The organism is Ramlibacter ginsenosidimutans, from assembly GCF_016654015.1.
GTDB classification, from domain to species: Bacteria; Pseudomonadota; Gammaproteobacteria; order Burkholderiales; family Burkholderiaceae_C; genus Ramlibacter; species Ramlibacter ginsenosidimutans.
This window is the reverse complement of the sequence record NZ_JAEPWM010000001.1, coordinates 1-24,033: the sequence shown is the minus strand read 5'-3', so window position 1 is coordinate 24,033 and position 24,033 is coordinate 1. Positions and strand designations below refer to the sequence as shown.

At 68.2% G+C, this 24,033-nt stretch carries 22 protein-coding genes; 20 read left to right on the top strand and 2 right to left on the bottom strand.

Annotated features, from left to right (window positions below):
* Positions 1-117: 117 nt before the first annotated feature.
* Positions 118-495, bottom strand: coding sequence for a hypothetical protein (locus JJB11_RS25860; protein ID WP_201964518.1), 378 nt, complete (start codon positions 493-495; stop codon positions 118-120).
* A gap of 157 nt (positions 496-652) precedes the next feature.
* On the opposite strand from JJB11_RS25860, the gene dksA reads away from it, so the two are divergent.
* From dksA to lpxC, 20 genes are all read left to right on the top strand, one after another.
* Positions 653-1,153 (top strand): RNA polymerase-binding protein DksA, encoded by a 501-nt coding sequence (gene dksA / locus JJB11_RS25855; protein ID WP_201964517.1) that lies wholly within the window; start codon positions 653-655, stop codon positions 1,151-1,153.
* Positions 1,154-1,185: 32 nt separating this feature from the next.
* Positions 1,186-3,039, top strand: coding sequence for an STAS domain-containing protein (locus tag JJB11_RS00100; RefSeq protein WP_201165875.1), 1,854 nt, complete (start codon positions 1,186-1,188; stop codon positions 3,037-3,039).
* A gap of 38 nt (positions 3,040-3,077) precedes the next feature.
* Complete coding sequence (gene hslV / locus JJB11_RS00095) at positions 3,078-3,629, top strand: ATP-dependent protease subunit HslV (RefSeq protein ID WP_201165874.1); 552 nt, start codon at positions 3,078-3,080, stop codon at positions 3,627-3,629.
* Between the two features lie 181 nt (positions 3,630-3,810).
* Positions 3,811-5,124 carry an ATP-dependent protease ATPase subunit HslU gene (hslU, locus tag JJB11_RS00090; RefSeq protein WP_201165873.1) on the top strand — a complete coding sequence of 438 codons (1,314 nt, stop codon included), beginning with the start codon at positions 3,811-3,813 and terminating at the stop codon, positions 5,122-5,124.
* Positions 5,125-5,357: 233 nt separating this feature from the next.
* A complete protein-coding gene (gene mraZ, locus JJB11_RS00085; RefSeq protein ID WP_201165872.1) occupies positions 5,358-5,786 on the top strand; it encodes a division/cell wall cluster transcriptional repressor MraZ in 429 nt (142 codons plus the stop codon).
* 9 nt (positions 5,787-5,795) lie between these two features.
* A complete protein-coding gene (gene rsmH, locus JJB11_RS00080) occupies positions 5,796-6,707 on the top strand; it encodes a 16S rRNA (cytosine(1402)-N(4))-methyltransferase RsmH (RefSeq protein ID WP_201165871.1) in 912 nt (303 codons plus the stop codon).
* Positions 6,707-7,009: a cell division protein FtsL gene (gene ftsL / locus JJB11_RS00075; protein WP_201166963.1), complete on the top strand. Its 303-nt coding sequence runs from the start codon at positions 6,707-6,709 to the stop codon at positions 7,007-7,009. Before rsmH ends, ftsL begins: the two co-directional genes overlap by 1 nt.
* On the top strand, positions 7,006-8,742 hold the full coding sequence (locus JJB11_RS00070; RefSeq protein WP_201165870.1) for a peptidoglycan D,D-transpeptidase FtsI family protein: 1,737 nt from the start codon (positions 7,006-7,008) through the stop codon (positions 8,740-8,742). Before ftsL ends, JJB11_RS00070 begins: the two co-directional genes overlap by 4 nt.
* Positions 8,742-10,229, top strand: coding sequence for a UDP-N-acetylmuramoyl-L-alanyl-D-glutamate--2,6-diaminopimelate ligase (locus JJB11_RS00065; RefSeq protein ID WP_201165869.1), 1,488 nt, complete (start codon positions 8,742-8,744; stop codon positions 10,227-10,229). The genes JJB11_RS00070 and JJB11_RS00065 overlap by 1 nt, the downstream gene beginning before the upstream one ends.
* A gap of 5 nt (positions 10,230-10,234) precedes the next feature.
* Entirely contained in the window at positions 10,235-11,611 is a 1,377-nt protein-coding gene (locus JJB11_RS00060; protein ID WP_201165868.1) for a UDP-N-acetylmuramoyl-tripeptide--D-alanyl-D-alanine ligase, read from the top strand.
* Positions 11,608-12,786 (top strand): phospho-N-acetylmuramoyl-pentapeptide-transferase, encoded by a 1,179-nt coding sequence (gene mraY / locus JJB11_RS00055; protein ID WP_201165867.1) that lies wholly within the window; start codon positions 11,608-11,610, stop codon positions 12,784-12,786. The genes JJB11_RS00060 and mraY overlap by 4 nt, the downstream gene beginning before the upstream one ends.
* Positions 12,786-14,294 carry a UDP-N-acetylmuramoyl-L-alanine--D-glutamate ligase gene (gene murD / locus JJB11_RS00050; protein WP_201165866.1) on the top strand — a complete coding sequence of 503 codons (1,509 nt, stop codon included), beginning with the start codon at positions 12,786-12,788 and terminating at the stop codon, positions 14,292-14,294. Before mraY ends, murD begins: the two co-directional genes overlap by 1 nt.
* Positions 14,183-15,493, top strand: a complete 1,311-nt coding sequence (gene ftsW / locus JJB11_RS00045) for a putative lipid II flippase FtsW (RefSeq protein ID WP_377370794.1) — start codon at positions 14,183-14,185, stop codon at positions 15,491-15,493. The genes murD and ftsW overlap by 112 nt, the downstream gene beginning before the upstream one ends.
* Positions 15,490-16,548, top strand: coding sequence for an undecaprenyldiphospho-muramoylpentapeptide beta-N-acetylglucosaminyltransferase (murG, locus tag JJB11_RS00040; RefSeq protein WP_201165864.1), 1,059 nt, complete (start codon positions 15,490-15,492; stop codon positions 16,546-16,548). The genes ftsW and murG overlap by 4 nt, the downstream gene beginning before the upstream one ends.
* Positions 16,545-17,957, top strand: a complete 1,413-nt coding sequence (gene murC / locus JJB11_RS00035; protein WP_201165863.1) for a UDP-N-acetylmuramate--L-alanine ligase — start codon at positions 16,545-16,547, stop codon at positions 17,955-17,957. Before murG ends, murC begins: the two co-directional genes overlap by 4 nt.
* Positions 17,954-18,952: a D-alanine--D-alanine ligase gene (locus JJB11_RS00030; RefSeq protein WP_201165862.1), complete on the top strand. Its 999-nt coding sequence runs from the start codon at positions 17,954-17,956 to the stop codon at positions 18,950-18,952. The genes murC and JJB11_RS00030 overlap by 4 nt, the downstream gene beginning before the upstream one ends.
* Positions 18,949-19,731 (top strand): cell division protein FtsQ/DivIB, encoded by a 783-nt coding sequence (locus JJB11_RS00025; RefSeq protein ID WP_201165861.1) that lies wholly within the window; start codon positions 18,949-18,951, stop codon positions 19,729-19,731. The genes JJB11_RS00030 and JJB11_RS00025 overlap by 4 nt, the downstream gene beginning before the upstream one ends.
* A 13-nt stretch (positions 19,732-19,744) precedes the next feature.
* The gene (gene ftsA / locus JJB11_RS00020; RefSeq protein ID WP_201165860.1) at positions 19,745-20,974 is read left to right on the top strand and encodes a cell division protein FtsA; all 1,230 of its coding nucleotides are present in this window, start codon (positions 19,745-19,747) and stop codon (positions 20,972-20,974) included.
* Positions 20,975-21,211: 237 nt separating this feature from the next.
* Positions 21,212-22,456: a cell division protein FtsZ gene (gene ftsZ, locus JJB11_RS00015; protein WP_201165859.1), complete on the top strand. Its 1,245-nt coding sequence runs from the start codon at positions 21,212-21,214 to the stop codon at positions 22,454-22,456.
* Positions 22,457-22,658: 202 nt separating this feature from the next.
* Positions 22,659-23,582 (top strand): UDP-3-O-acyl-N-acetylglucosamine deacetylase, encoded by a 924-nt coding sequence (gene lpxC / locus JJB11_RS00010; protein WP_201165858.1) that lies wholly within the window; start codon positions 22,659-22,661, stop codon positions 23,580-23,582.
* Positions 23,583-23,804: 222 nt separating this feature from the next.
* Here the strand turns inward: lpxC and JJB11_RS00005 are convergent.
* A partial coding sequence (locus JJB11_RS00005; protein WP_201165857.1) for an IS30 family transposase occupies positions 23,805-24,033 on the bottom strand: 229 nt, incomplete at its 5' end.

The following is a 24,033-nucleotide window of genomic DNA, read 5'->3' as shown; positions in this document are numbered from 1 at the left end:
GCCCTTAACTCAGGGTATAAATCGCGGTCATGACGGCGTTGCACTTACAACAAAAGGCAGGAATGCGGGGGAACCCCAGGCCGCCGGCGCCGACGCGAGGAGACGGGAAGTGAAGGCTCAGCCCAAGGCGACCGCCAAGGCCAGGAAGACCGCGGCAAAGACTCCCGCCAGGGCCAAGGCTGCCAAGCCCGCGGCCAAGGCGGCGAAGCCCGCGCCCAAGAAGACTCCCGCGAAGAAGGCACCCGTGAAGTCAACGAAACCCGTCGCCAAGGCTGCGAAGCCGCCGGCGAAGGGCAAGACCCCCGCGAAGAGCGCGCCCGCCAAGACCGCGCAAGCGGCGGCGAAGACGGCTCCCAAGGCCGCGAAGAGCGCAGCGGGCAAGGTCGTCGGCGCGGTGGCGAAGGCCGTCGTGAGCGGCGCCAAGGCCGTGGTCGCGGCCGCGAAGAAGATCCCCGCCAATGCGAGTACCGCGCCAGTCAAGGCCGCGCCCGCCAAGGCATCCCCTCCACCCGCACCCCTCGCAAGCGCCCAGGCCAAGCCGGGCCCGGTGAGCGCCAGGGTCCCCCAGCCGGCATCAGCCGCGCCGCGGACCGCGCCCCCATCGGCCCCCGTGCCGGAGCGCTGGGGAGGTGCAAAGGCAACCTACACCCCCATGGCAACCCAATCCGTACTGACGCCCCCGCCCGTCGTGGCCATCAAGAAGGACCCGAAGCTGGCGAACAATTGGAAGACCAAGTCCGCGGAGGAGCTCTCGGACGAAGAAGTGCTCGCCATGCCGGATTCGGAGTACATGAACGAGAAGCAGATGGCGTTCTTCCGCCTGAAGCTGCTGCAGCTCAAACAGGACATCCTGAACAGCGCGGGCGAGACGACCGAGCACCTGCGCGAGGAAACCGTGATCGTTCCCGATCCCGCGGATCGCGCGACCATCGAGGAAGAACACGCGCTGGAGCTGCGCACGCGCGACCGCGAGCGCAAGCTGCTCAAGAAGATCGAGCAGTCCATCGCACGCATCGACGCCGGCGACTACGGCTACTGCGACGAGACGGGCGAGCCGATCGGCGTGGGCCGGCTGCTGGCGCGCCCGACCGCGACGCTGTCGCTCGAGGCGCAGCAGCGCCGCGAGCTGAAGCAGAAGATGTTCGGCGATTGAGCCAGCATCCCGGTTCCATCCCAGGCGCTCCCATGGCGACGAAAGACGATTCCGCACCCGCCGGCCTGCTGTCGCGCGTGGTGCGGTTCGTCCGCAACCCGAGCAGCGGCTTCAACGAGGCGGATGCCCACGACGCCGATCGCGAGAGCTCGTACTCCAAGCAGATGCTCAAGGAGATGATCGAGCGCAAGCGGCGCAACGACTTCGTGCGCAAGCGGGAGTTCGACATGCTGCGCAAGATGCGCCGCAGCGAGGTGCTCGCGGGGCAGGACCCGGGATTGCGCCCCTCCTTCTTCCAGAGCTCGATGCCGTCCAAGCCGGACGACCGCGCGACCACGCTGAAGAAGATCGACGAGATCGAGGCGCAGATGTCCATGCAGTGGTGGAAGACCAAGCATGGCAATTCGCAGATGCCCCACAGCGGCCACAGCGGCAGCACCGCAGGCAGCGGCGGCAGCGGCTACCCGATGTCGGCGCATGCAGCGACCGAGGGAGTGCGCCCCGCCGCCCCGGCTCCCGCGGCCACCAGTTATTCGCGCACCTCGCCGCAGGAACTCGCGCCGAAGCCGGCTGCGGCGCCCGAGCCGATGCAGCCCCTGTTCGATTCGGGTCTGCCCGAGACGACGCAGGCGATGGGCCTCGTGCCCCTCCAGGCAACGCCGCCGCTCGGGCGTCCCGCCGCGCCTGCGGTCAGCGACCTGCCGCGCGATGCTGCCGCTGCGGGCGCGCCCAGCGGGCCCAGCACCTTCTCGCCCTCCAAGCAGTTCGCGATCCAGGTCGAGGAGTTCGCGCACGACCCCGAGCTCGAGGAGGCGTCGATCCGCTTCGCCAACGGCGACAACGAGGGCGCCGAGGCGGGGCTGCTGGAAGTGCTCGGGCCCAACGGCACGCGGATCAACCACGACGAAACCTGGCTCACGCTGTTCGACCTGTACCGCGCGGCCGGATGGCACGACCGCTTCGAGAGCGCGGCGATCGATTTCGCCGGCCGCTTCGGCCGCTCGGCGCCGCAGTGGTTCTCGATGCCCGAGATCGTCGCGAAGATGAACACGCCGGCGCCGGCTCCGCAGGGCGCGCAGGACAAGGCGGACTGGACGTCCCCGGCGGTGTTCGGCACGCAGACGCTGGCGGCACTGAACGCAGCGCTCGCGCGCGGCACGCAGCCGTACAAGCTGAACTGGTCCAAGCTCAACTCCATTGCCGAGGCCGCGGCGGAGCCGCTGACCAAGCTGTTCACGCAGTGGGCCGGCCAGAACGTGCAACTGCGCTTCATCGGCGCGGACACGCTGGAGAAGGTGCTGCGCGAGGCGACGCCGTCCAGCGACCGCTCGGTGAACGCCGCGTGGTGGCGGCTGCGCATGGAAGTGCTGCGCGTGATGCACCGGCCCGACGAGTTCGAGCTCGTCGCACTGGACTACTGCGTCACCTACGAGGTCTCCCCGCCTTCGTGGGAGAGCGCCCGCTGCGACTACAAGTCGCTGCAGCCGGACGGCAGCCTGGCGAGCCGCAACACCATCATCGGCGAGGCGTTCCGCGACTCCGTGATGTCCAGCGCCATGCCTTACGGCGACTCGCAAATGCCCGGCGCGTCCTCGCAGATGTCGAGCGTCGCGACCGTGGAGCTGTCGGGACAGATCCTCGGCGACGGCAAGGAGGCGCTGGACCTGCTGGATGCCAAGCTGGGCGATGCGGACATCATGATCATTTCCTGCGCCCGCCTGATGCGCATCGACTTCACGGCGGCCGGCACCCTGCTCAACTGGGTGACGGCACGCGAGGTCGACGGCCGGCAGGTCCAGTTCTCCGACGTGCACCGCCTGGTGGCGGCGTTCTTCAACGTCATCGGCATCAGCGAGCACGCGCGCATCACCATCCGCAACGAGTAGCTTGCAATCCGGAGTGGCTGCCCCAAGCTGCCACTCCTATGGAACAGTTTCACGGAACCACGATCGTCAGCGTCCGGCGCCAGGGCGCTGACGGCCGCTGGCAGGTCGCCATCGGCGGCGACGGCCAGGTCACGCTGGGCAACATCGTCGTCAAGGGCACCGCGCGCAAGGTGCGCAAGCTCTACCACGACAAGGTGCTGGCCGGCTTCGCGGGCGCCACGGCCGACGCCTTCACGCTGTTCGAGCGCTTCGAAGGCAAGCTCGAGAAGCACCAGGGCCACCTGGTGCGCGCGGCGATCGAACTCACCAAGGACTGGCGCACGGACCGCGTCCTGCGCAGGCTCGAAGCCATGCTCGCGGTGGCCGACCGCGAGTCCTCGCTGATCATCACCGGCAACGGCGACGTGCTGGAGCCGGAGCAGGGGATCATCGCCATCGGCTCCGGCGGCGGCTTTGCGCAGGCCTCGGCCAAGGCGCTCCTGGACAACACCGGGCTCGGCGCGCAGGACATCGTGAAGAAGTCGCTGGAGATCGCCGGCTCGCTTTGCATCTACACGAACATGAACCACACCATCGAGGTGCTGGACTAGGTTCCAAGGACAGACATCCAGAGGCAGGGGCCGCAAAGGGTTCGCAGAGGTCGCAAGAGAATCCTTCATAGGCTGTTCCTTTTGCGTCCTCCGCGCAACCTCTGCGCCCTCTGCGCCCTCTGCGTCCGGTTGTTGGCCTTTCAGTCTTCATCTCCCCCCACTTACTCCTCCAGGACCCCTCATGTCCTCCATGACCCCCCAGGAGATCGTCTCCGAACTCGATCGCCACATCGTCGGCCAGGCCGACGCCAAGCGTGCAGTGGCCATCGCCCTGCGCAATCGCTGGCGGCGCCAGCAGGTCGACGAGAAACTCCGGCACGAGATCACGCCCAAGAACATCCTCATGATCGGTCCGACCGGCGTGGGCAAGACGGAGATTGCGCGCCGGCTCGCGCGGCTGGCGGATGCGCCCTTCATCAAGGTGGAAGCCACGAAGTTCACGGAGGTCGGCTACGTCGGCAAGGACGTCGACTCCATCGTGCGCGACCTGGCCGAAATGGCGGTGAAGCAGACGCGGATCGCCGAGATGCGCAAGGTGCGCACGCGCGCCGAAGACGCCGCCGAAGCACGCATCCTGCAGGTGCTCGTTCCGCTGGCGCGCGGCGAGGACGGTGGCGACAGCACGGCGCGCCAGGTGTTCCGCAAGAAGCTGCGGGAGGGCGAGCTCGACGACAAGGAGATCGAGATCGACGTCGCCGACGCGAAGCCGCAGCTGGAAATCATGGGACCCGCCGGCATGGAGGACATGGCGGAGCAGCTCAAGGGCATGTTCAGCCAGTTCGGCGGCAACCGGCGCAAGACGCGCAAGCTGAAGATCCGCGAGGCGATGCGGCTGCTGGTGGACGAGGAGGCGGCCGCCATGGTGAACGAGGACGAGATCAAGGCCGCCGCCATCCAGAACGCGGAGCAGAACGGCATCGTCTTCATCGACGAGATCGACAAGGTCACCTCGCGCAGCGACGCGGGCGGCGCCGAGGTCTCCCGCCAGGGCGTGCAGCGCGACCTGCTGCCCCTGGTGGAAGGAACGACCGTCTCGACGAAGTACGGCCCCATCCGCACGGACCACATCCTGTTCATCGCGAGTGGCGCATTCCATCTCGCGAAGCCGAGCGACCTCATCCCGGAGCTGCAGGGCCGCTTCCCGATCCGGGTGGAGCTCGCATCGCTCTCTGTGCAGGACTTCGAGGCGATCCTCACGTCCACGCATGCCTCGCTCGTGAAGCAGTACGAAGCCCTGCTTGCCACGGAGGGCGTGCAGCTCGAATTCACCCCGGAAGGCATCACGCGCCTGGCGCAGATCGCCTATGACGTGAACGAGCGCACGGAGAACATCGGTGCACGGCGGCTCTCCACGGTGATGGAGCGCTTGCTGGACGAAGTGAGCTTCGGTGCGTCGCGCCTGGAGGGCCAGTCGGTGCGCATCGACGGGCCGTACGTGGACGCGCGGCTTTCCGAGCTCAGTCGCAACGAGGATCTTTCGCGCTACATCCTGTGAGGGGCTGCACGAATCACATCAAGTGCACTGGCTAAGTGCTTGCTTTGAAAGGGAAAACGGAGGCTGCGGCCTCCGTTTTGCTTGCTAAGTGCTTGATTTCATTGCCAAAAATTACCAAGCACCCATTGCGCCTCAACGATTTCCTGCTACAGTGCAAAAAAGTGCAATGAAGTGGGGGATCGTGGGAAACCACTCCTCCTTTTGCCGTTCCGTCGCAGTGAGGACTGACACAAGTGTTCCAGGGCGCCTCGTCGCTGAGTCTCGATGCCAAGGGGCGGCTATCCATGCCGACCCGGCACCGTGACGTCCTGGCCGCGACCGCCGAGAACCGCCTCACCATCACCCGCCACCCGCACGGCTGTCTCATGATTTTTCCTCGGCCGGAGTGGGAAACATTTCGTGAACGCATCGCCCAGCTCCCCATGTCGGCGCAGTGGTGGAAGAGAATCTTCCTGGGCAACGCGATGGACGTGGAGCTGGATGGAACCGGCCGCGTCCTGGTGTCGCCCGAGCTTCGTGCCGCGGCGGGCATCGAGAAGGACGTGATGCTGCTGGGCATGGGCAACAACTTCGAACTCTGGGACAAGGCGACTTACGAGGCCAAGGAGGCCGAGGCAATGCGCGGCGACATGCCCGATGCCTTCAAGGACTTCTCTTTCTGAAGGCAAGCGGTGGACGGCACATGGCAACACACCACCGTCTTGTTGAACGAAGCAGTCGACGCCCTCGTCACCAAGCCGGATGGAAACTACATCGACGCGACCTTCGGGCGCGGCGGGCACTCGCGCCTGATCCTCTCGCGCCTGGACGAGCGCGGCCGCCTGCTCGCGTACGACAAGGACCCGGAGGCCATCTCCGTGGGCAATGCGATCGAGGACCCGCGCTTCGAGATCCGGCACCAGGGCTTCGCGGCGCTGCGCGAGCTGGAAGCGAACAGTGCGACGGGCATCCTGATGGACCTGGGCATCAGCTCGCCGCAGATCGACAACCCCGCGCGCGGTTTCTCCTTCCGTGCCGACGGACCGCTGGACATGCGCATGGACCCGACGCGCGGCACCAGCGCCGCGGACTGGCTCGCCACCGCCCCGGTGGAACTGATGGCGGAGGTGATCCGTGACTATGGCGAAGAACGGTTTGCTGTTCCGATTGCAAAGGCGATTGCAGCTCGCCGGCAGGAGCGCGGACCGCTGGCAAGCACCTCCGAGCTGGCCCAGCTCGTGGCTGGTGCGGTGCGGACCCGCGAGCCGGGCCAGGACCCGGCCACGCGCACATTTCAGGCTCTTCGGATTTTCGTCAACGGTGAACTGGACGAACTGCAGGAAGCTCTGAAGGCGAGTCTCGACGTATTGCAACCGGAAGGCCGACTGGTGGTGATCAGCTTCCATTCGCTGGAGGACCGGATCGTCAAGCAGTTCATCGCCAGGCATTCGCGCGATGAGGTGGACCGCCGTGCGCCGTTCGCCGCACCCAAGCCGATGAAGCTGCGCGCGATCGAGCGCGTCAAGCCGACCGCGCAGGAAATCCAGGCGAACCCGCGCGCGCGCAGCGCCATCATGCGCGTCGCGGAGAGGACGCGAGCATGATGCTCCGCCTCAACCTCACCCTGCTGGTGTCGGTGCTGGCCAGCGCGCTGTACCTCGTGCAGGTGCAGTACGACTCGCGCCACCTCTACACCGAGATCGAGCGGGCGCAGAACGAGGCGCGCAAGCTGGACATCGAGCACGAGCGGCTGCAGCTGGAAAAACGCGCGCAGGCCACGCCGGCGCGCGTCGAGCGGCTCGCGAAGGACCAGCTGCACATGAAGCCGGCGACGCCCGCGATCACGCAATACGTGACGCTCAAGGGCGCGGCCGCCAGCGCCGCTCACGCAGAGGCCGAGCAATGAGCGGACGCGTCGTCGCTTATTCATCGAGCCCTCTGCTCGCCAGCCGCACGCCGGTCTGGCGCAGCAAGCTGATCGTCGCCGGCATCGCCCTGGGCTTCCTGGGGCTCGCGGGCCGCGCGGCCTGGGTGCAGGTGTGGGGCAACGATTTCTACATCAAGCAGGGCGAGGTGCGCTTCGCGCGCACGCTGGAACTGCCCGCCAATCGCGGCCGCATCCTCGATCGCAACGGCCAGTTGCTGGCCAGCAGCGTTCCCGTGCCCAGCATCTGGGCGATGCCGGAAGAAGTCGAACGCGATTCCGCCAAGCTCGCGCAGCTCGCCAAGCTGCTGGACATGCCGCTGCCGGAGCTGATGAAGCGGCTGGGCGACGACGAGAAGAGCTTCGTGTGGCTGCGGCGCGAGGTGGACGAATCGGTCGCGCGGCAGATTGCGACGCTGGACATCAAGGGCATCTACCAGCGCAAGGAATATCGCCGCCAGTATCCCGAGGGCGAGGCCGCGGCGCACGTCGTGGGCTTCACCAACGTCGAGGACAAGGGCCAGGAAGGCGTGGAACTCGCGTACGAGAAGCAGCTGGCCGGCCGGCCGGGCTCGCGCCGCGTGATCAAGGACCGCCTGGGTCGCATCGTCGAGGACGTGGGCCAGCAGGTGCCACCCGTCGACGGCAAGGACATCCAGCTCTCCATCGACAGCAAGGTGCAGTTCTTCGCGTACCAGCAACTGCGCGATTCGGTCGTGCAGAACAAGGCCAAGGCGGGCAGCGTGATCGTGCTGGACGCACACACGGGCGAAGTGCTCGCGCTGGCCAACTATCCCAGCTACAACCCCGCGAAGCGCCAGAACCTCACGGGCGCGCAGCTGCGCAACCGCGCGCTCACCGACAGCTTCGAGCCGGGCTCGACGATGAAGCCCCTGATCGTGTCGCTCGCCCTCGAGAAGGGCCTGGTTACACCGGACTCGGTGATCGCCACCAATGGCGGGCGCATGAGCCTGGGCGGCTTCACCATCCATGACGACCACGCGAGCACCGCTCTCACCGTGAGCCAGGTGATCCAGAAGTCCAGCAACATCGGCGCGGCCAAGCTCTCGCTGCAGATGCCGCCCAAGGACGTCTGGGAGATGTACACCGAGGTCGGCTTTGGCCAGCGGCCGCAAGTCGCGTTCCCCGGCGCGGTGAGCGGGCGGCTGCGGCCCTACAAGTCGTGGCGCCCGGTGGAGCAGGCGACGATGGCGTACGGGTACGGCCTGTCCGTGAGCCTGTTCCAGCTGGCGCACGCATACACCGTGTTCGCGCGCGACGGCGAGATCGTCCCGGTGAGCCTGTTGAAGACGGATGGCAACGTGCCCGGCATCCGCCTGCTGCAGCCGAAGGTGGCGCAGGAGATTCGCCAGATGCTGCACCTGGTGACGCAGAACGGCGGCACCGCTCCGCGCGCGCAGACCCTCGGCTACTCGGTCGGCGGCAAGACCGGCACGGCGCACAAGCAGGAAGGCCGCGGCTACGCCGAGCACAAGTACCGCGGCGTGTTCGTCGGCATGGCGCCGATCGACAATCCGCGCATCGTCGTGGCGGTCATGATCGACGAGCCCAGCGCCGGCAAGTACTTCGGCGGCGACGTCGCCGCTCCGGTGTTCAGCGCCACCGTGCAGCAGACGTTGCGTGTCCTGGGCGTGCAGCCGGACATGAGCGTGAAGCCGCAGGTGCTGGTGCAGTCGGTCGAGGAGTCGTTCTGATGCAGGTCCTGCGCACGCCGCACGAAGCCGCGCAGTGGCTCCGTTCGCGCGTCACCGGCGACGTGCACTGCGACAGCCGCAAGGTCGGCCGCGGCGACGCTTTCATCGCTTGGCCCGGCGCGGCCACCGACGGCCGCAAGTTCGTGCCCGGCGCCCTGGCGCAGGGCGCGCAGGCCTGCCTGGTGGAGCTGGCCGGGAGCGATGGGTACGGGTTCGACAGCGACGCGGTCGCCGCGTACGAAGGCCTGAAGGCCGCAACGGGACCGATCGGCGCGCTGTTCTACGGCGAGCCAAGCCACCAGCTGGACGTGCTGGCCGTCACCGGCACGAATGGCAAGACCTCCACCGCGTGGTGGCTGGCGCAGGCGCTGTCGAACGTGGGCCTGTCCTGCGGACTGATCGGCACGCTCGGCATCGGCCGGCCGCCGCACGTGGAGCACACGGGACTGACCACGCCCGACCCGGTGCTGATGCAGCGGCACTTCCGCCGCTTCGTGCAGGAAGGCGCGAAGGCCTGCGCCATCGAGGCGTCTTCCATCGGCATCGTGGAGCGCCGCCTGGACGGCACCCGCATCCGGGTCGCGGGTTTCACCAACTTCACGCAGGACCACCTGGACTACCACGGCTCGATGGACGCCTACTGGTCGGCGAAGGCCGAACTGTTCGCGTGGCCCGGCCTGCAGGCGGCGGTGTTGAACATCGACGATGCCAAGGGCGCCGAGCTCGCGGCCAGGCTGCAGCGCAGCCGCATGGACGTGTGGACGCTCTCGTGCGAACGTGACGCCCGCCTGCGTGCGCGCGACATCGGCTACAGCAGCGAGGGACTGCGCTTCCTGGTGGCCGAAGGCGGCGAGCAGCACGAGCTGCGCACGAAGCTGATCGGGCAGTACAACGTCTCCAACCTGCTGGGCGTGCTGGGCATGATGCGCGCCATCGGCGTGCCGCTCGCGAACGCGGTGGCGGCATGCGCGGACCTCTTGCCGGTGCCCGGCCGCATGGAGCGGCTGAACGAAGCGGGCAAGCCGCTGGTGGCCGTCGACTATGCGCATACGCCCGACGCGCTGGAAAAGGCGCTGCAGGCGCTGCGCCCGCTCGCGCAGCAGCGGGGCGGCCAGCTCTGGTGCGTGTTCGGTTGCGGCGGCGACCGCGACCCGGTGAAGCGGCCCCTGATGGCCGCCGTCGCCGAAAAGGAAGCCGACCGCGTGGTGGTGACCAGCGACAATCCGCGCACCGAAAAGCCCGAAGCCATCATCAGCCAGGTGCTGCTGGGGCTGTCCCATGCCGACGTGGTCGAAGTGCAGGCGGACCGCGCCAGCGCCATCGCCGACAGCATCGCCGCCGCGGCGCCCCAGGACGTGATCCTGGTGGCCGGCAAGGGCCACGAGGATTACCAGGAGATCGGGGGCGTGAAGCAGCCGTTCTCCGACCAGGCGCACGCCCAGGCGGCGCTGCAGAACTACGGAGCCCGCGTGGGCCGCATCCAGTGAACCAGATGTTCCAGCTCCAGCAGGCAGCCGCATGGGTCGGCGGCCGGCTCGTGGGCGACGGCGCCGTCGCGGTGCAGCGCGTGCACACCGACACGCGCACGCTGCAGGCCGGCGACCTGTTCGTCGCGCTGAAGGGCGAACGCTTCGACGCCAACGATTTCATCGCCGACGCGCGCGCCAGGGGCGCCGTGGCCGCCATCGCCCAACCCGGCAAGCTGCCTGCGGGCATGCCCGGCATCGAGGTGGAAGACAGCAAGCTGGCGTTGGGCCGGCTCGCCAATGCCTGGCGCCGCCGCTACCAGCTGCCGCTGATCGCGGTCACGGGCAGCAACGGCAAGACCACCGTCACGCAGATGGTGGCGTCGATCCTGAAGGCCTGGCAGCCCAGCCACCATCTCGCCACCCAGGGCAACCTGAACAACGACATCGGCCTGCCGCTCACGCTGCTGCGCCTGACGGGCGCGCACCGCGTGGGCGTCGTCGAACTGGGAATGAACCATCCCGGCGAGATCGCGTACCTGGCGAAGATCGCCGAGCCCACCGTGGCCCTGGTGAACAACGCGCAGCGCGAGCACCAGGAATTCATGGCGACCGTGGAAGCGGTGGCGCGCGAGAACGGCAGCGTGTTCGAGGCCTTGCCGCGCAGCGGCGTCGCGGTGTTCCCCGGGGACGATGCGTACACGATGCTCTGGACGGGGCTCGCGAACGCGCGCCCCTGCATGGCTTTCGGTGCCGCGCAGGCGAGCGGCGCCGACCTCTTTCTGGCCGGGTCTGAATGGCAAGAGGGACATTGGCAGGTGAGGGCGCAGACGCCCGCCGGGCCGATCGCGTTCCGACTCCATATCGCCGGCCGCCACAACGTGCGCAATGCGCTGGCCGCGGCCGCCTGCGCGCTGGCCGCGGGCGCGCCGCTGGCCGCGATCGTGCGCGGACTGGAGAGCTTCGAGCCGGTGAAGGGCCGTTCGCGCGCGCTGGGGCTGCGCCTGGGCGCGCGCACGCTCACCGTCGTCGACGACACCTACAACGCGAACCCCGACTCGGTGCGCGCGGCCATCGACGTGCTGGCCGAACTTCCCGGCCCGCGCCTGCTGGTGCTGGGGGACATGGGCGAGGTCGGCGACCAGGGCCCCGGTTTCCATGACGAGGTGGGCTCGTATGCGCGCGAGCGCGGCATCGAGCAGGTATTCACGCTCGGTGAACTCGCCGCGCACCTGAAGGCCCGCCACTTCGGTGACGTCGATGCGCTGAACGCCGCCGTGGTCCAGGCCCTGGCCGGCAGCGAGAGCGTGCTGGTGAAGGGATCGCGCTTCATGAAGATGGAGCGCGTGGTGCAAGCGATCGTCGCCCACGCAGAAGAACGAAGCCAAGGAGACCGGGCATGATCGTCAGCCTCGCCGCCTGGATGCAGAGCCACGGTCACGAGTTCGGCTTCTTCCGGGTCTTCCAGTACATCACCTTCCGCGCGGTCATGGCCGCGATGACGGCGCTGCTGATCGGCATCATCGCCGGACCCTGGGTGATCCGCCGCCTGACCGCACTCAAGATCGGCCAGCCGGTGCGCGGCTACGCGATGGACACGCACCTCGTGAAGAGCGGCACGCCCACGATGGGCGGCGTGCTGATCCTCATCTCGATCGGGGTGTCCACGCTGCTGTGGTTCGACTGGACCAATCGCTTCGTCTGGATCGTCATGCTCGTGACGCTGGGTTTCGGCGCGATCGGCTGGGTCGACGACTGGCGCAAGGTGGTCAACAAGGACCCCGAGGGGATGCCCTCGCGCGAGAAGTACTTCTGGCAGTCGGTGATCGGACTGGTCGCGGCGCTCTACCTCGCGTTCAGCGTCTCCGAGTCCTCCAACACGCGCGTGATCGGCCTGTTCTTCGAGTGGGTGCGCTCCGGCTTCGACATGACCCTGCCGCCCAAGGCGGGCCTGCTGGTGCCCTTCGTCAAGGAGGTCAACTACCCGCTGGGCGTGTTCGGCTTCATGATCCTCACCTACCTGGTGATCGTCGGCTCCAGCAACGCCGTGAACCTCACCGACGGCCTCGACGGCCTGGCGATCATGCCGGTGGTGATGGTCGGATCCGCGCTCGGTGTGTTCGCGTACGTGACCGGCAGCTCGGTGTTCTCGCGGTACCTGCTGCTGCCCTACATCCCCGGTTCCGGCGAGTTGCTGATCTTCTGCGCGGCGGTCGCGGGGGCGGGGCTCGCCTTCCTCTGGTTCAACGCGCATCCGGCCCAGGTCTTCATGGGAGACGTAGGCGCGCTGGCGCTCGGCGGGGCGCTGGGAACCATCGCCGTGATCGTGCGGCAGGAAATCGTGCTGGCCATCATGGGCGGCATCTTCGTGGTGGAGGCGCTGTCCGTGATGGCGCAGGTGCTCTACTTCAAGTACACGAAGCGCAAGTACGGGCAGGGTCGGCGCATCCTGCTGATGGCGCCGCTGCACCACCATTTCGAGAAGACCGGCTGGAAGGAGACGCAGGTCGTGATCCGCTTCTGGATCATCACCATGCTGCTGTGCCTGGTCGGCCTCTCCACCTTGAAGCTGCGGTGATGGATCTGCAAGACCAACCCGTCCTCGTCCTCGGCTGCGGCGCCTCCGGCCTCGCGATGGCGCGCTGGTGCGCGCAGGCCGGAGCGCAGGTGACGGTCGCCGATACGCGCGAAGCGCCGCCGCAACTGGAGCAGTTGCGGCAGGAGCTGCCGCAGGCGCGTTTCGTCGCCGGGCCGTTCGAAGCGTCGCTGGTCGAAGGCCAGCAGATGGTCCTGCGCAGCCCGGGGCTGACGCCGCAACAGGTCGCGCCCGTGGAGCAGGCGGCCCGTGAGCGCGGCCTGCGCGTGAGCGGCGAGCTGGGCCTGTTTGCCGACGCGCTGGCCGCGATGCGCGAGGCCGATGGCTACCACCCCGCCGTGCTGGCCGTGACCGGCACGAACGGCAAGACGACGGTCACGGCGCTGACCGGGCAACTGGTGGAACGCACCGGCAAGACGGTTGCCGTGGCCGGCAACATCGGCCCGACGCTGCTCGACACGCTGGCGGACAAGCGCGCGAGCGGCGCACTGCCGCAGGTGTGGGTGCTGGAGCTTTCCAGCTTCCAGCTCGATGGCGTCACCGGCTTCGAGCCGACCGCCGCCACCGTGCTGAACCTCACGCAGGACCACCTGGACTGGCACGGCTCGATGGAAGCCTACGCGGCCGCGAAGGCGCGCATCTTCGGCGAGCGCGCGATCATGATCCTCAATCGCGACGACCCGCTGGTGATGAAGATGCTGCCCGATCCGGTGCGCATGAAGGGCGGCAAGTTCGAGCAGCGCGAGTACCTGACCTTCGGCGGCGACCTGCCCCACCGGCCCGGCGACTTCGGCCTGGAGGTCGTGCACGGCATGGCCTGGCTGGTGCGCGCGCACGAAGCGGACGAGACCGAGAAGCGGCGCAGGGATGCGGACGAGGAAATCCACCTGCAGCGCCTGATGCCCGCCGACGCGCTGCGCATCCGCGGCCGCCACAACGCGATCAACGCGCTGGCGGCGCTGGCCCTCGCCACCGCCGCCGGCTGCCAGCTCGCGCCGATGCTGTACGGGCTGCGCGAGTACCGCGGCGAGCCGCACCGCGTCGAGCCGGTCGCCATCGTGAACGGCGTCGAGTACTTCGACGACAGCAAGGGCACCAACGTCGGCGCCACCGTCGCCGCGCTGCAGGGGCTGGGCGCCGAGCGCAAGGTGGTGGTCATCCTGGGCGGCGACGGCAAGGGGCAGGACTTCACGCCCCTGGCCGACCCGGTCGCACGCTTCGCCCGCACGGCCGTGCTGATCGGCCGCGACGGCCCGCTGATCCGCGCGGTGCTGGAAGACACGGGCGTGCCGCTGGTGGACGCCGGCACGATGGAGGAGGCTGTGCAGATTGCGACGCAGCGCGCGCATGCCGGCGATGCGGTACTGATGTCGCCCGCCTGCGCCAGCTTCGACATGTTCCGCAACTATCCCCACCGCGCCGAGGTGTTCCGCGCGGCCGTGCAGGCAGTGGCCGATGCCGCGGGCGCGATGATGGGAGGCGAGGCTTGAACCTGGCAGGCGTCCTCGGTGGCTTCACGCGGCGGCGCGCCCTCCCCGAGCGCGGCGGCGTGCACGTGCACGCCTTCGATCCTGCGCTGCTGTGGGTCACCGTGGCCCTGCTCGCCTGGGGCCTGGTGATGGTCTATTCCGCGACGATAGCGATGCCGGACAACCCGCGCTTCGGACACTACGCGCACACGTACTTCCTCACCCGGCACGCGCTGTTCCTGGTGCTGTCCTTCGCGGCCGGCCTGATCGCATTCCAGGTGAAGGTCGAGACCTGGGAGAGGGTCGCCCCCTGGCTGTTCGTCGCCTCGCTGCTGCTGCTGATCGTCGTGCTGATCCCGCACATCGGCAAGGGCGTGAACGGCGCGCGCCGGTGGCTCGGATTCGGCCCGATCTCCTTCCAGCCTTCGGAACTCGCCAAGTTCTCGGTGCTGCTCTATGCCGCGAACTACATGGTGCGCAAGATGGAGGTGAAGGAACGCTTCTTCCGCGCCGTGCTGCCGATGGCCGCTGCCGTGGCCATCGTCGGCGTGCTGCTGCTGGCCGAGCCGGACATGGGCGCCTTCATGGTGATCGCGGTGATCGCGATGGGCATCCTGTTCCTGGGCGGCGTCAACGCGCGCATGTTCTTCCTGATCGCCGCGGTGATGGTGTTCGCCTTCGTGCTGATGATCGCCTTCTCGGACTGGCGGCGCGAGCGCATCTTCGCGTACCTGGATCCGTGGAACGAGAAGTACACGCTCGGCAAGGGCTACCAGCTCTCGCACTCGCTGATCGCCATCGGCCGCGGCGAGATTTTCGGCGTCGGGCTGGGTGGCAGCGTCGAGAAGCTGCACTGGCTGCCCGAAGCGCACACCGATTTCCTGCTGGCCGTGATCGGCGAGGAGTTCGGCCTGGTCGGCGTGATCACCTTGATCGGCCTGTTCCTCTGGATGACGCGCCGCATCATGCATATCGGCCGCCAGGCGATCGCGCTGGATCGCGTGTTCGCCGGGCTGGTGGCACAAGGGGTCGGCATCTGGATGGGGTTCCAGGCCTTCATCAACATGGGCGTGAACCTCGGTGCACTGCCGACCAAGGGCCTGACGCTGCCGCTGATGTCGTATGGCGGGTCGGCGGTGCTGATGAACGTGGTGACGATCGCGGTCGTCCTGCGCATCGACTACGAAAACCGCACGCTGATGCGCGGAGGCCGCGCATGAAGACCGCACTCGTGATGGCTGGCGGGACCGGAGGGCACATCTTCCCCGGCCTCGCCGTGGCCGAGGCGCTGCGCGCACGCGGCTGGGACGTGCACTGGCTGGGCGCGCCCGACAGCATGGAAAGCCGGCTGGTGCCGCCCCGCGGCTTCCCGCTGGAGACCGTCGCGTTCGGCGGCGTGCGCGGCAAGGGCGTGAAGACGCTGCTGCTGTTGCCGCTCAAGCTCCTGCGCGCCTTCTGGCAAAGCCTGCAGGTGGTGCGCCGCGTGCGGCCGAACGTCGTCGTCGGCCTGGGCGGCTACATCACCTTCCCCGGCGGCATGATGAGCGTGCTGCTCGGCAAGCCGCTGGTGCTGCACGAGCAGAACTCGGTGGCCGGCATGGCCAACAAGGTGCTGGCCGGCGTCGCCGACCGCGTCTACAGCGCCTTTCCCGAGGCGATGAAGAAGGCGCAGTGGGTGGGCAATCCGCTGCGCGAGGACTTCCTGCGCCAGCCACCGCCCGAGCAGCGCTTCGCCGGCCGCAGCGGCCCGCTGAAGCTGCTGGTCGTGGGCGGCAGCCTGGGCGCCAAGGCGCTCAACGACATCGTGCCGCAGGCCCTCGCGCGCATTCCGCAGGCGCGCCGCCCGCTGGTGGTCCACCAGAGCGGGGCGAAGCAGATCGACGAACTGCACGCCAACTACGCGAAGGCCGGCGTGCAGGCGGACCTCACGCCCTTCATCGACGACACGGCGAGCGCGTTCGCGGAAGCCGACCTCGTGATCTGCCGCGCCGGCGCGAGCACCGTCACCGAGATCGCCGCGGTCGGCACGCCCGCCGTGTTCGTTCCCTTTCCCCACGCCGTCGACGACCACCAGACCACCAACGCGCGGTTCCTGGTGGATGCCGGCGGCGGCTGGCTCGTGCCGCAGGCCGAGCTCACCCCCGACAAGCTGGCGGCCATGCTGGAGTCGCTGACGCGCGAGCAGTTGCTCCAGCGCGCGGTGGCGGCCCGCAAGCTGGCCAAGACCCAGGCGACCGAGCAGATGGTCGCCGCCTGCGAGGCTCTCGCACGATGAAACACGCGATCAAACACATACATTTCGTCGGGATAGGCGGCGCCGGCATGTCCGGCATCGCCGAAGTCCTGCGCAACCTCGGCTACCTGATCTCCGGCTCCGACATCGCCGACAGCGCCACCTTGCGCCGGCTGGCGGAGCTGGGCATCCAGACCTTCGTCGGCCATGCCGCCGGCAACGTCATCGGCGCCGACGCGGTCGTCACGTCGACGGCGGTTCAGCAGGACAACCCTGAGGTGCTGGCCGCCCGCAAGCGCAAGATCCCGATCGTCCCGCGCGCCGTGATGCTGGCGGAACTGATGCGCCTGAAGCAGGGCATCGCCATCGCCGGCACGCACGGCAAGACCACCACCACCAGCCTGGTGGCGAGCGTGCTGGCCGAAGGCGGACTCGATCCCACCTTCGTCATCGGCGGCAAGCTCAATAGCGCCGGCGCGAACGCGAAGCTGGGATCCGGCGACTACATCGTGGTGGAGGCGGACGAATCCGACGCGTCCTTCCTGAACCTGTTGCCCGTGATGGCGGTCGTGACGAACATCGACGCCGACCACATGGACACCTACGGGCACGACTTCAACAACCTGAAGAAGGCCTTCGTCGAGTTCCTGCACCGCATGCCCTTCTACGGCACGGCGATCCTGTGCGTCGAGGACGAGGCCGTGCGCTCCATCATCCCGCAGGTGCAGTGCCCGGTGACCACCTACGGCTTCGGCGAGGACGCACAGGTGCGCGCGGTGGACGTGAAGGCGGTCGGCCCGCAGATGCACTTCACGGTGCAGAGGCGCAACGGCGTCACGCTGCCCGACCTGCAGGTGAAGCTGAACCTCGTCGGAATGCACAACGTGCTGAACGCGCTGTCGGCGATCGCGGTGGCGGTGGAACTGAACGTTCCCGACGACGCCATCGTGAAGGCGCTGCATGAATTCCGCGGCGTCGGCCGGCGCTTCCAGAGCTACGGCCAGGTGCCCGTGCCCGCGGCGCAGGGCGGCGGCAGCTTCACCCTGATCGAGGACTACGGCCACCACCCGGTGGAGATGCGCGCGACGCTCGCTGCCGCGCGCGGCGCCTTCCCGGGACAGCGGCTGGTGCTGGCCTTCCAGCCGCACCGCTACACGCGCACGCGTGACTGCTTCGAGGACTTCGTGCAGGTGCTGGGCACCGCCGACGTGGTGCTGCTGTCCGAGGTGTACTCCGCGGGCGAGGAGCCGATCGTCGCCGCCGACGGCCGCTCGCTGGCGCGCGCCGTACGCGTGAGCGGCAAGGTGGAACCGCAATTCGTGGCCGACATCGCCGACATGCCGCAAGCCGTGCTGGACACGGTGCGCGATGGCGACGTCGTGATGTGCATGGGCGCCGGCTCCATCGGTGGCGTGCCGGCCAGGATCGTCGAACGGGGAGGCAAGGCATGACGTCCAAGGCCCAACGGGCAACACCGGACCCCAAGGGTTTCGGCAAGGTCGCCGTCCTCATGGGCGGCAAGTCGGCGGAGCGCGAAATCTCGCTGCTGTCCGGCGGCGGCGTGCTCAAGGCGCTGCAGTCCAAGGGCGTCGACGCGCACGCCTTCGACCCGGCGGAGCGCGACCTCTCGGAGCTGAAGAAGGAAGGCTTCCAGCGCTGCTTCATCGCGCTGCACGGCCGCTTCGGCGAGGACGGCACGGTGCAGGGCGCGCTGGAGCTGCTCGGCATCCCCTACACCGGCTCCGGCGTGATGGCTTCGGCGATCGCGATCGACAAGGTCATGACCAAGCGTGTGTGGCTGGCCGAGGGCATCCCCACGCCGCGCTACACGCTGCTGCGCCGCGGCGCGTACCAGCGCGAGCAGGTGCTGAAGATCCCCGACGACCTGGGCCTGCCCCTGATCGTGAAGCCGGCGCGCGAGGGTTCGTCCATCGGCGTCGCCAAGGTGCAGGGCTACTCGGAGATGCAGGGCGCGGTCGATGCGGCCGCGGCGTTGGACGCGGACGTGCTGTGCGAGCAGTTCATCGCCGGCGACGAGGTGACCTGCCCGATCCTGGGCACCGGCGACGGCGCCCGCGCGCTGCCGGTGATCCGCATCGTGGCGCCCGAAGGCAACTACGACTACCAGAACAAGTACTTCACCGACGACACCAAGTACCTGGTGCCCTGCGGCCTGCCGCCCGGCGAGGAAGCGGCGATCCAGGAGCTCGTGGTGAAGGCCTATCGCGTGCTGGGCTGCCGCGGCTGGGGCCGCATCGACGTGATGATCGATGGTCGCACGCGCCAGCCCTCGCTGCTGGAGATCAATACCTCGCCCGGCATGACCGGCCACTCGCTGGTGCCGATGTCGGCCCGCGCGACCGGCATCAGCTACGAGGACCTCTGCCTGCTGCTGCTGGCCGATGCCACGCTGGACCAGCCGGCGCAAGGAGCCGCGCAGCCATGAAGCACCAGGCTTCCCCCGTGCCGCTGGACGTCAGGCTGATGAACATCACCGCTGCGGTGCTGTTCATCGCCTGCGGCCTGCTGCTCGCGGGAGCCTTGGGCTGGTGGGTGGTGCGCAACCCGATGTTCGCGATCCGCGGCATCGTGGTGCAGGGCGACACGGGACACAACAGTGCAGCGACGCTGCGCGCCAACGTGCTGCCCAGGCTGCGCGGCAATTTCTTCACCGTGGACCTGCAGAAGACGCGCGAGGCCTTCGAGGCCGTGCCCTGGGTCCGGCACGCGATCGTCAAGCGCCAGTTCCCGAACAAGCTGCGCGTGCAGCTGCAGGAGCAGGAGGCCGAGGCGTTCTGGGGCGCGGACTCCGAGTCGCGGCTGGTGAACACCTACGGCGAAGTGTTCGAAGCGAATCCCGGCGACGTGGAGCAGGACGAGATGCCGCGGCTGGTGGGCCCGGACGGCACGGCGGCGCAGGTGCTGGCGATGTACCGCGGGCTCAAGCCCATGCTTGAAACACTGGACCTGGGCATCGACCAGGTGGCGCTGAGCGGGCGGGGCGGCTGGACGCTCACGCTGGACAGCGGAGCGACGGTGGAACTGGGGCGCGGCGCGACGGAGGAAGTGCTGGCACGCAGCCAGCGCTTCGCGGCCACGCTCACGCAGGTGACGGCGAAGTACGGTCGCAGGCCCGAAGCCCTGGTGACCGCGGACCTGCGGCACACGGACGGGTATGCGGTGAAGCTGAGGGGCGTGACCACGACAGGCACGCAGGGGAACTGAGGAAACAACGCGGATGGCCAAGGACTACAAGGATCTCGTCGTCGGACTCGACATCGGCACGGCCAAGGTGATGGCGGTCGTCGCCGAGGTCATGCCCGGCGGCGAACTCAAGCTCGCCGGGCTGGGGGTCGCGCCGTCCAACGGACTCAAGCGCGGCGTCGTCGTCAACATCGACGCCACGGTGCAGAGCATCCAGCAGGCCTTGAAGGAGGCCGAGCTGATGGCCGACTGCAAGATCACCCGCGTGTACACGGGCATCACCGGCAGCCACATCCGCGGCATCAACTCCAGCGGCATGGTGGCGGTGAAGGACCGCGAGGTGACGCCGGCCGACGTGGCGCGCGTCGTCGAGACCGCGCGCGCCATCAACATCTCCACCGACCAGCGCCTGCTGCTCGTGGAGCCGCAGGAATTCGTGATCGACGGCCAGGACGTGAAAGAGCCGATCGGCATGAGCGGCATCCGGCTGGAAGCGAAGGTGCACATCGTCACCGGCGCGCAGAGCGCGGCCGAGAACATCATCAAGTGCGTGCGCCGCTGCGGGCTGGAAGTGGAGCAGTTGCTGCTGAACCCGCTCGCGTCGAGCGCCGCGGTGCTGTCGGAAGACGAACGTGAACTGGGCGTGGCGCTGGTGGACATCGGCGCCGGCACCACCGACGTGGCCATCTTCACCGGCGGCGCGATCCGCCACACCGCCGTCATCCCCATCGCCGGCGACCTGATCACCAGCGACATCGCGATGGCGCTGCGCACGCCGACCAAGGACGCCGAGGACATCAAGGTGGAGTCGGGCTTCGCCAAGCAGCTGCTCGCGGACCCCGAGACGCAGGTGGAAGTGCCGGGACTCGGCGACCGCGGTCCGCGCATGCTCTCGCGCCAGGCGCTGGCCGGCGTGATCGAGCCGCGCGTGGAAGAGATCTTCGCGCTCGTGCAGCAGGTCGTGCGCGAGTCGGGCTACGAGGAAGTGCTGTCCTCGGGCATCGTGATCACCGGCGGCAGCGCGGTGATGCCGGGCATGGTGGAACTGGGCGAGGACATCTTCCTCAAGCCGGTCCGCCGCGGCATCCCGCACTACCGCGGGGCCCTGGCCGACATGGTGGCGCAGCCGCGCGCCGCGACGGTCATGGGCCTGCTGGAGGAGGCGCGGCTCGCCCGCGTGCGCGGCGCCAAGGTGGCGCAGCAGCACGGCTCGGTGAAGACCGCCTTCGGACGCATCAAGGATTTCATCGTGGGGAATTTCTGAAATGAAGAAATGGACCACCCCCGAAGCGGCCTTCGGCCGCCTCCCCCTCAAGGGGGCGCCCCCAGCGGCCCGGCAAAGCCGGTTCCGCGGCGGCACTGAGGAAGACATTCCGTTGACTCTCGCGCGTGCAGGCCCACGCAGAAAGGAGCGATGTCGGTGCACCGATCCACCGCTTCCGCGTTAACACGCAATCCAACAAGACTAGTCAGTGGCAACTGCAAGGAACAGGAGTAGCAAATGAGCATCGAAATGATTGAAGTCGAGGAGTTCCACCAGGGAACGCAGATCAAGGTGATCGGCGTCGGCGGTGGCGGGGGCAATGCCGTGGCCCACATGATCGAGCGCAGCGTGCAGGGCGTGGAGTTCATCTGCGCCAACACCGACGCGCAGGCGCTGCAGCGCAGCTCGGCCCACAAGCACATCCAGCTGGGTGGCAGCGGCCTGGGCGCCGGCAGCAAGCCGGAGAAGGGCCGCGAGTGCGCGGAAGCCGCCGTGGAGTCGATCCGCGAGGCGATCGCCGGTGCCCACATGCTGTTCATCACCGCGGGCATGGGCGGCGGCACGGGCACGGGCGCCGCTCCGGTGATCGCGCGCGTGGCCAAGGAGATGGGCATCCTCACGGTGGGCGTGGTGACCAAGCCCTTCGACTGGGAAGGCGGCCGGCGCATGACCAACGCCGACAACGGCCTGGCGGAGCTGGAGGCCAACGTCGATTCGCTGATCGTGGTGCTCAACGAGAAGCTGCTGGAAGTGCTTGGCGACGACATCACCCAGGACGAAGCCTTCGCGCACGCCAATGACGTGCTGAAGAACGCCGTCGGCGGCATCGCGGAAATCATCAACGTGCCCGGCCACGTGAACGTGGACTTCGAGGACGTGCGCACGGTGATGGGCGAGCCCGGCAAGGCGATGATGGGCACGGCCCTGGCCTCCGGCCCGGACCGCGCGCGCATCGCCGCGGAACAGGCCGTGGCCTGCCCGCTGCTGGAAGGCATCGACCTGTCCGGCGCCAAGGGCGTGCTGGTGCTGATCACCGCGGCCAAGGGCAGCCTGAAGCTGTCCGAGTCCAAGCTGGCGATGAACACCATCCGCGCCTACGCCTCGCCGGACGCGCACGTGATCTACGGCACGGCCTACGACGACGCCCTGGGTGACCAGGTGCGCGTGACGGTGGTGGCCACGGGCTTGTCCCGTCAGGGTCAGCAGCGCCGCACGGCGCCGCCGCTGCAGGTGCTGCGCACCGGCACGGACAACGTGCCGTTCAACGTGCCGACGGTCAACAACGCGGTGGCCGGGCCGGGCGCGATCGTCACGCGCGAGATGCAGGGCACGACGGCGCCGCAGCCGGACTACGGCGGCCTCGCGGTTCCCAGCGTGTGGCGCACCAACCGCACGCAGGCCGCGGCCAAGGTCGATGCGCTGTCGAACGGCGGGATGGACGATTTCGAGATCCCGGCGTTCCTGCGCAAGCAAGCCGACTGAAGGGGCTAGGGGCCAGGGATGGGGGACCAGGGATTGCGAACTGTTGTTCCTGGTCCCCATGTCCTGGACCCTGGCCCCTGTTTTACCCGAGCTACATCAGCCCTTTACTCGCCTGGTGGAGGCTGAGCCAATGGGCTGGATCCAACGAGGGCATGCGGAAGGCGAGGGTGGCGGGAACGCGGGCGCCTCTAAAATCGGCACCATGCTCCGTCAACGCACCCTCAAGACTCTGACCAAGGCCGTGGGCGTCGGCCTGCACAGCGGTCATCGGGTCGAGTTGACGCTGCGGCCCGCCCAGCCCGATACCGGCATCGTGTTCCGGCGCGTCGACCTGGCGCAGCCCGTGGACATCCCGGTGTCCGCCGAGGCCGTGACGGACACCCGCATGGCGTCGACCATCTCCAACGGCGGCGCCAAGGTGCACACGGTCGAACACCTGATGTCGGCGTGCGCCGGTCTCGGCGTGGACAACCTGTACGTCGACATCACGGCGGAAGAAGTGCCCATCCTGGATGGCTCGTCCGCCTCCTTCGTGTTCCTGCTGCAAAGCGCGGGCATCGAGGAGCAGAATGCGCCGCGCCGCTTCCTGCGCGTCACCAAGCCGGTGGAGGTGCGGGAAGGCGAGGGCGAGAACCTGAAGTGGGCGCGGCTCGAGCCGTACCACGGCTACAAGCTGGGTTTCGAGATCGACTTCGACCACCGCGTGGTGAACTCGACCGGCCAGCGCTACGAATTCGACCTGAGCTCGGGGCACTACTCGCGAGACATCGCGCGCGCCCGCACGTTCGGCTTCACGAAGGACCTGGAGATGATGCGGGCCCGCGGCCTGGCCATGGGCGGTGGCATGGACAACGCCATCGTTGTGGACGACTACCGCGTGCTGAATGCCGAGGGCCTGCGCTACGACGACGAGTTCGTGAAGCACAAGATCCTGGACGCGATGGGCGACCTGTACCTGCTGGGCAAGCCCTTGCTCGCGGCGTATAGCGCGTTCCGTTCAGGACACGCGTTGAACAACAAGCTGATCCGCGCCCTGCTGGCCGACCAGGACGCCTTCCAGGTCGTCAGCTTCGGCGACGAACGCCACGCTCCGGCCGGCTTCGCGTTGCCCGCACGCGCCTGGTAGAGGGCGGAAGGCGGGAGCGGACAACCGGAACGCAGAGGGCGCAAAGGTTACGCAGAGGACGCAGAAGGGAAACCCCTTTAAAGGTTTCGTTGTGGCTTGAGCAGCGTGGCTGAGGGACGCCTAAAGGCTCCTTCGTGGACGTGGCCGTCGTTTGCCAACGGACACCTTCAATGTCTTCCTTTTGCGTCCTCTGCGTAACCTTTGCGTGGCGGATTCAACCGGTCACCGCAACAGTGCCTTGGCTAGTGTATCGGCCGGGGTGCTATAGCCAAGGGTCTTGCGTGGACGGGTGTTGAGCCTGTCGGCCACAGCATCGAGCTGGTCCTGACTGAACCCGGACAGGTCTGTGCCCTTGGGGAAGTACTGGCGCAGCAGTCCGTTGGTGTTTTCGTTGGATCCTCTCTGCCAAGGGCTGCGGGGATCACAGAAGTACACCTGGACGTCCGTGGCA

Bases quoted from the DNA above. Each gene is read 5' to 3' on its own strand.
- dksA (WP_201964517.1), top strand. From the start codon at position 653: ATGGCAACCCAATCCGTACTGACGCCCCCGCCCGTCGTGGCCATCAAG.
- JJB11_RS00100 (WP_201165875.1), top strand. From the start codon at position 1,186: ATGGCGACGAAAGACGATTCCGCACCCGCCGGCCTGCTGTCGCGCGTG.
- hslV (WP_201165874.1), top strand. From the start codon at position 3,078: ATGGAACAGTTTCACGGAACCACGATCGTCAGCGTCCGGCGCCAGGGC.
- hslU (WP_201165873.1), top strand. From the start codon at position 3,811: ATGTCCTCCATGACCCCCCAGGAGATCGTCTCCGAACTCGATCGCCAC.
- ftsL (WP_201166963.1), top strand. From the start codon at position 6,707: ATGCTCCGCCTCAACCTCACCCTGCTGGTGTCGGTGCTGGCCAGCGCG.
- JJB11_RS00070 (WP_201165870.1), top strand. From the start codon at position 7,006: ATGAGCGGACGCGTCGTCGCTTATTCATCGAGCCCTCTGCTCGCCAGC.
- JJB11_RS00065 (WP_201165869.1), top strand. From the start codon at position 8,742: ATGCAGGTCCTGCGCACGCCGCACGAAGCCGCGCAGTGGCTCCGTTCG.
- JJB11_RS00060 (WP_201165868.1), top strand. From the start codon at position 10,235: ATGTTCCAGCTCCAGCAGGCAGCCGCATGGGTCGGCGGCCGGCTCGTG.
- mraY (WP_201165867.1), top strand. From the start codon at position 11,608: ATGATCGTCAGCCTCGCCGCCTGGATGCAGAGCCACGGTCACGAGTTC.
- murD (WP_201165866.1), top strand. From the start codon at position 12,786: ATGGATCTGCAAGACCAACCCGTCCTCGTCCTCGGCTGCGGCGCCTCC.
- murG (WP_201165864.1), top strand. From the start codon at position 15,490: ATGAAGACCGCACTCGTGATGGCTGGCGGGACCGGAGGGCACATCTTC.
- murC (WP_201165863.1), top strand. From the start codon at position 16,545: ATGAAACACGCGATCAAACACATACATTTCGTCGGGATAGGCGGCGCC.
- JJB11_RS00030 (WP_201165862.1), top strand. From the start codon at position 17,954: ATGACGTCCAAGGCCCAACGGGCAACACCGGACCCCAAGGGTTTCGGC.
- JJB11_RS00025 (WP_201165861.1), top strand. From the start codon at position 18,949: ATGAAGCACCAGGCTTCCCCCGTGCCGCTGGACGTCAGGCTGATGAAC.
- ftsA (WP_201165860.1), top strand. From the start codon at position 19,745: ATGGCCAAGGACTACAAGGATCTCGTCGTCGGACTCGACATCGGCACG.
- ftsZ (WP_201165859.1), top strand. From the start codon at position 21,212: ATGAGCATCGAAATGATTGAAGTCGAGGAGTTCCACCAGGGAACGCAG.
- lpxC (WP_201165858.1), top strand. From the start codon at position 22,659: ATGCTCCGTCAACGCACCCTCAAGACTCTGACCAAGGCCGTGGGCGTC.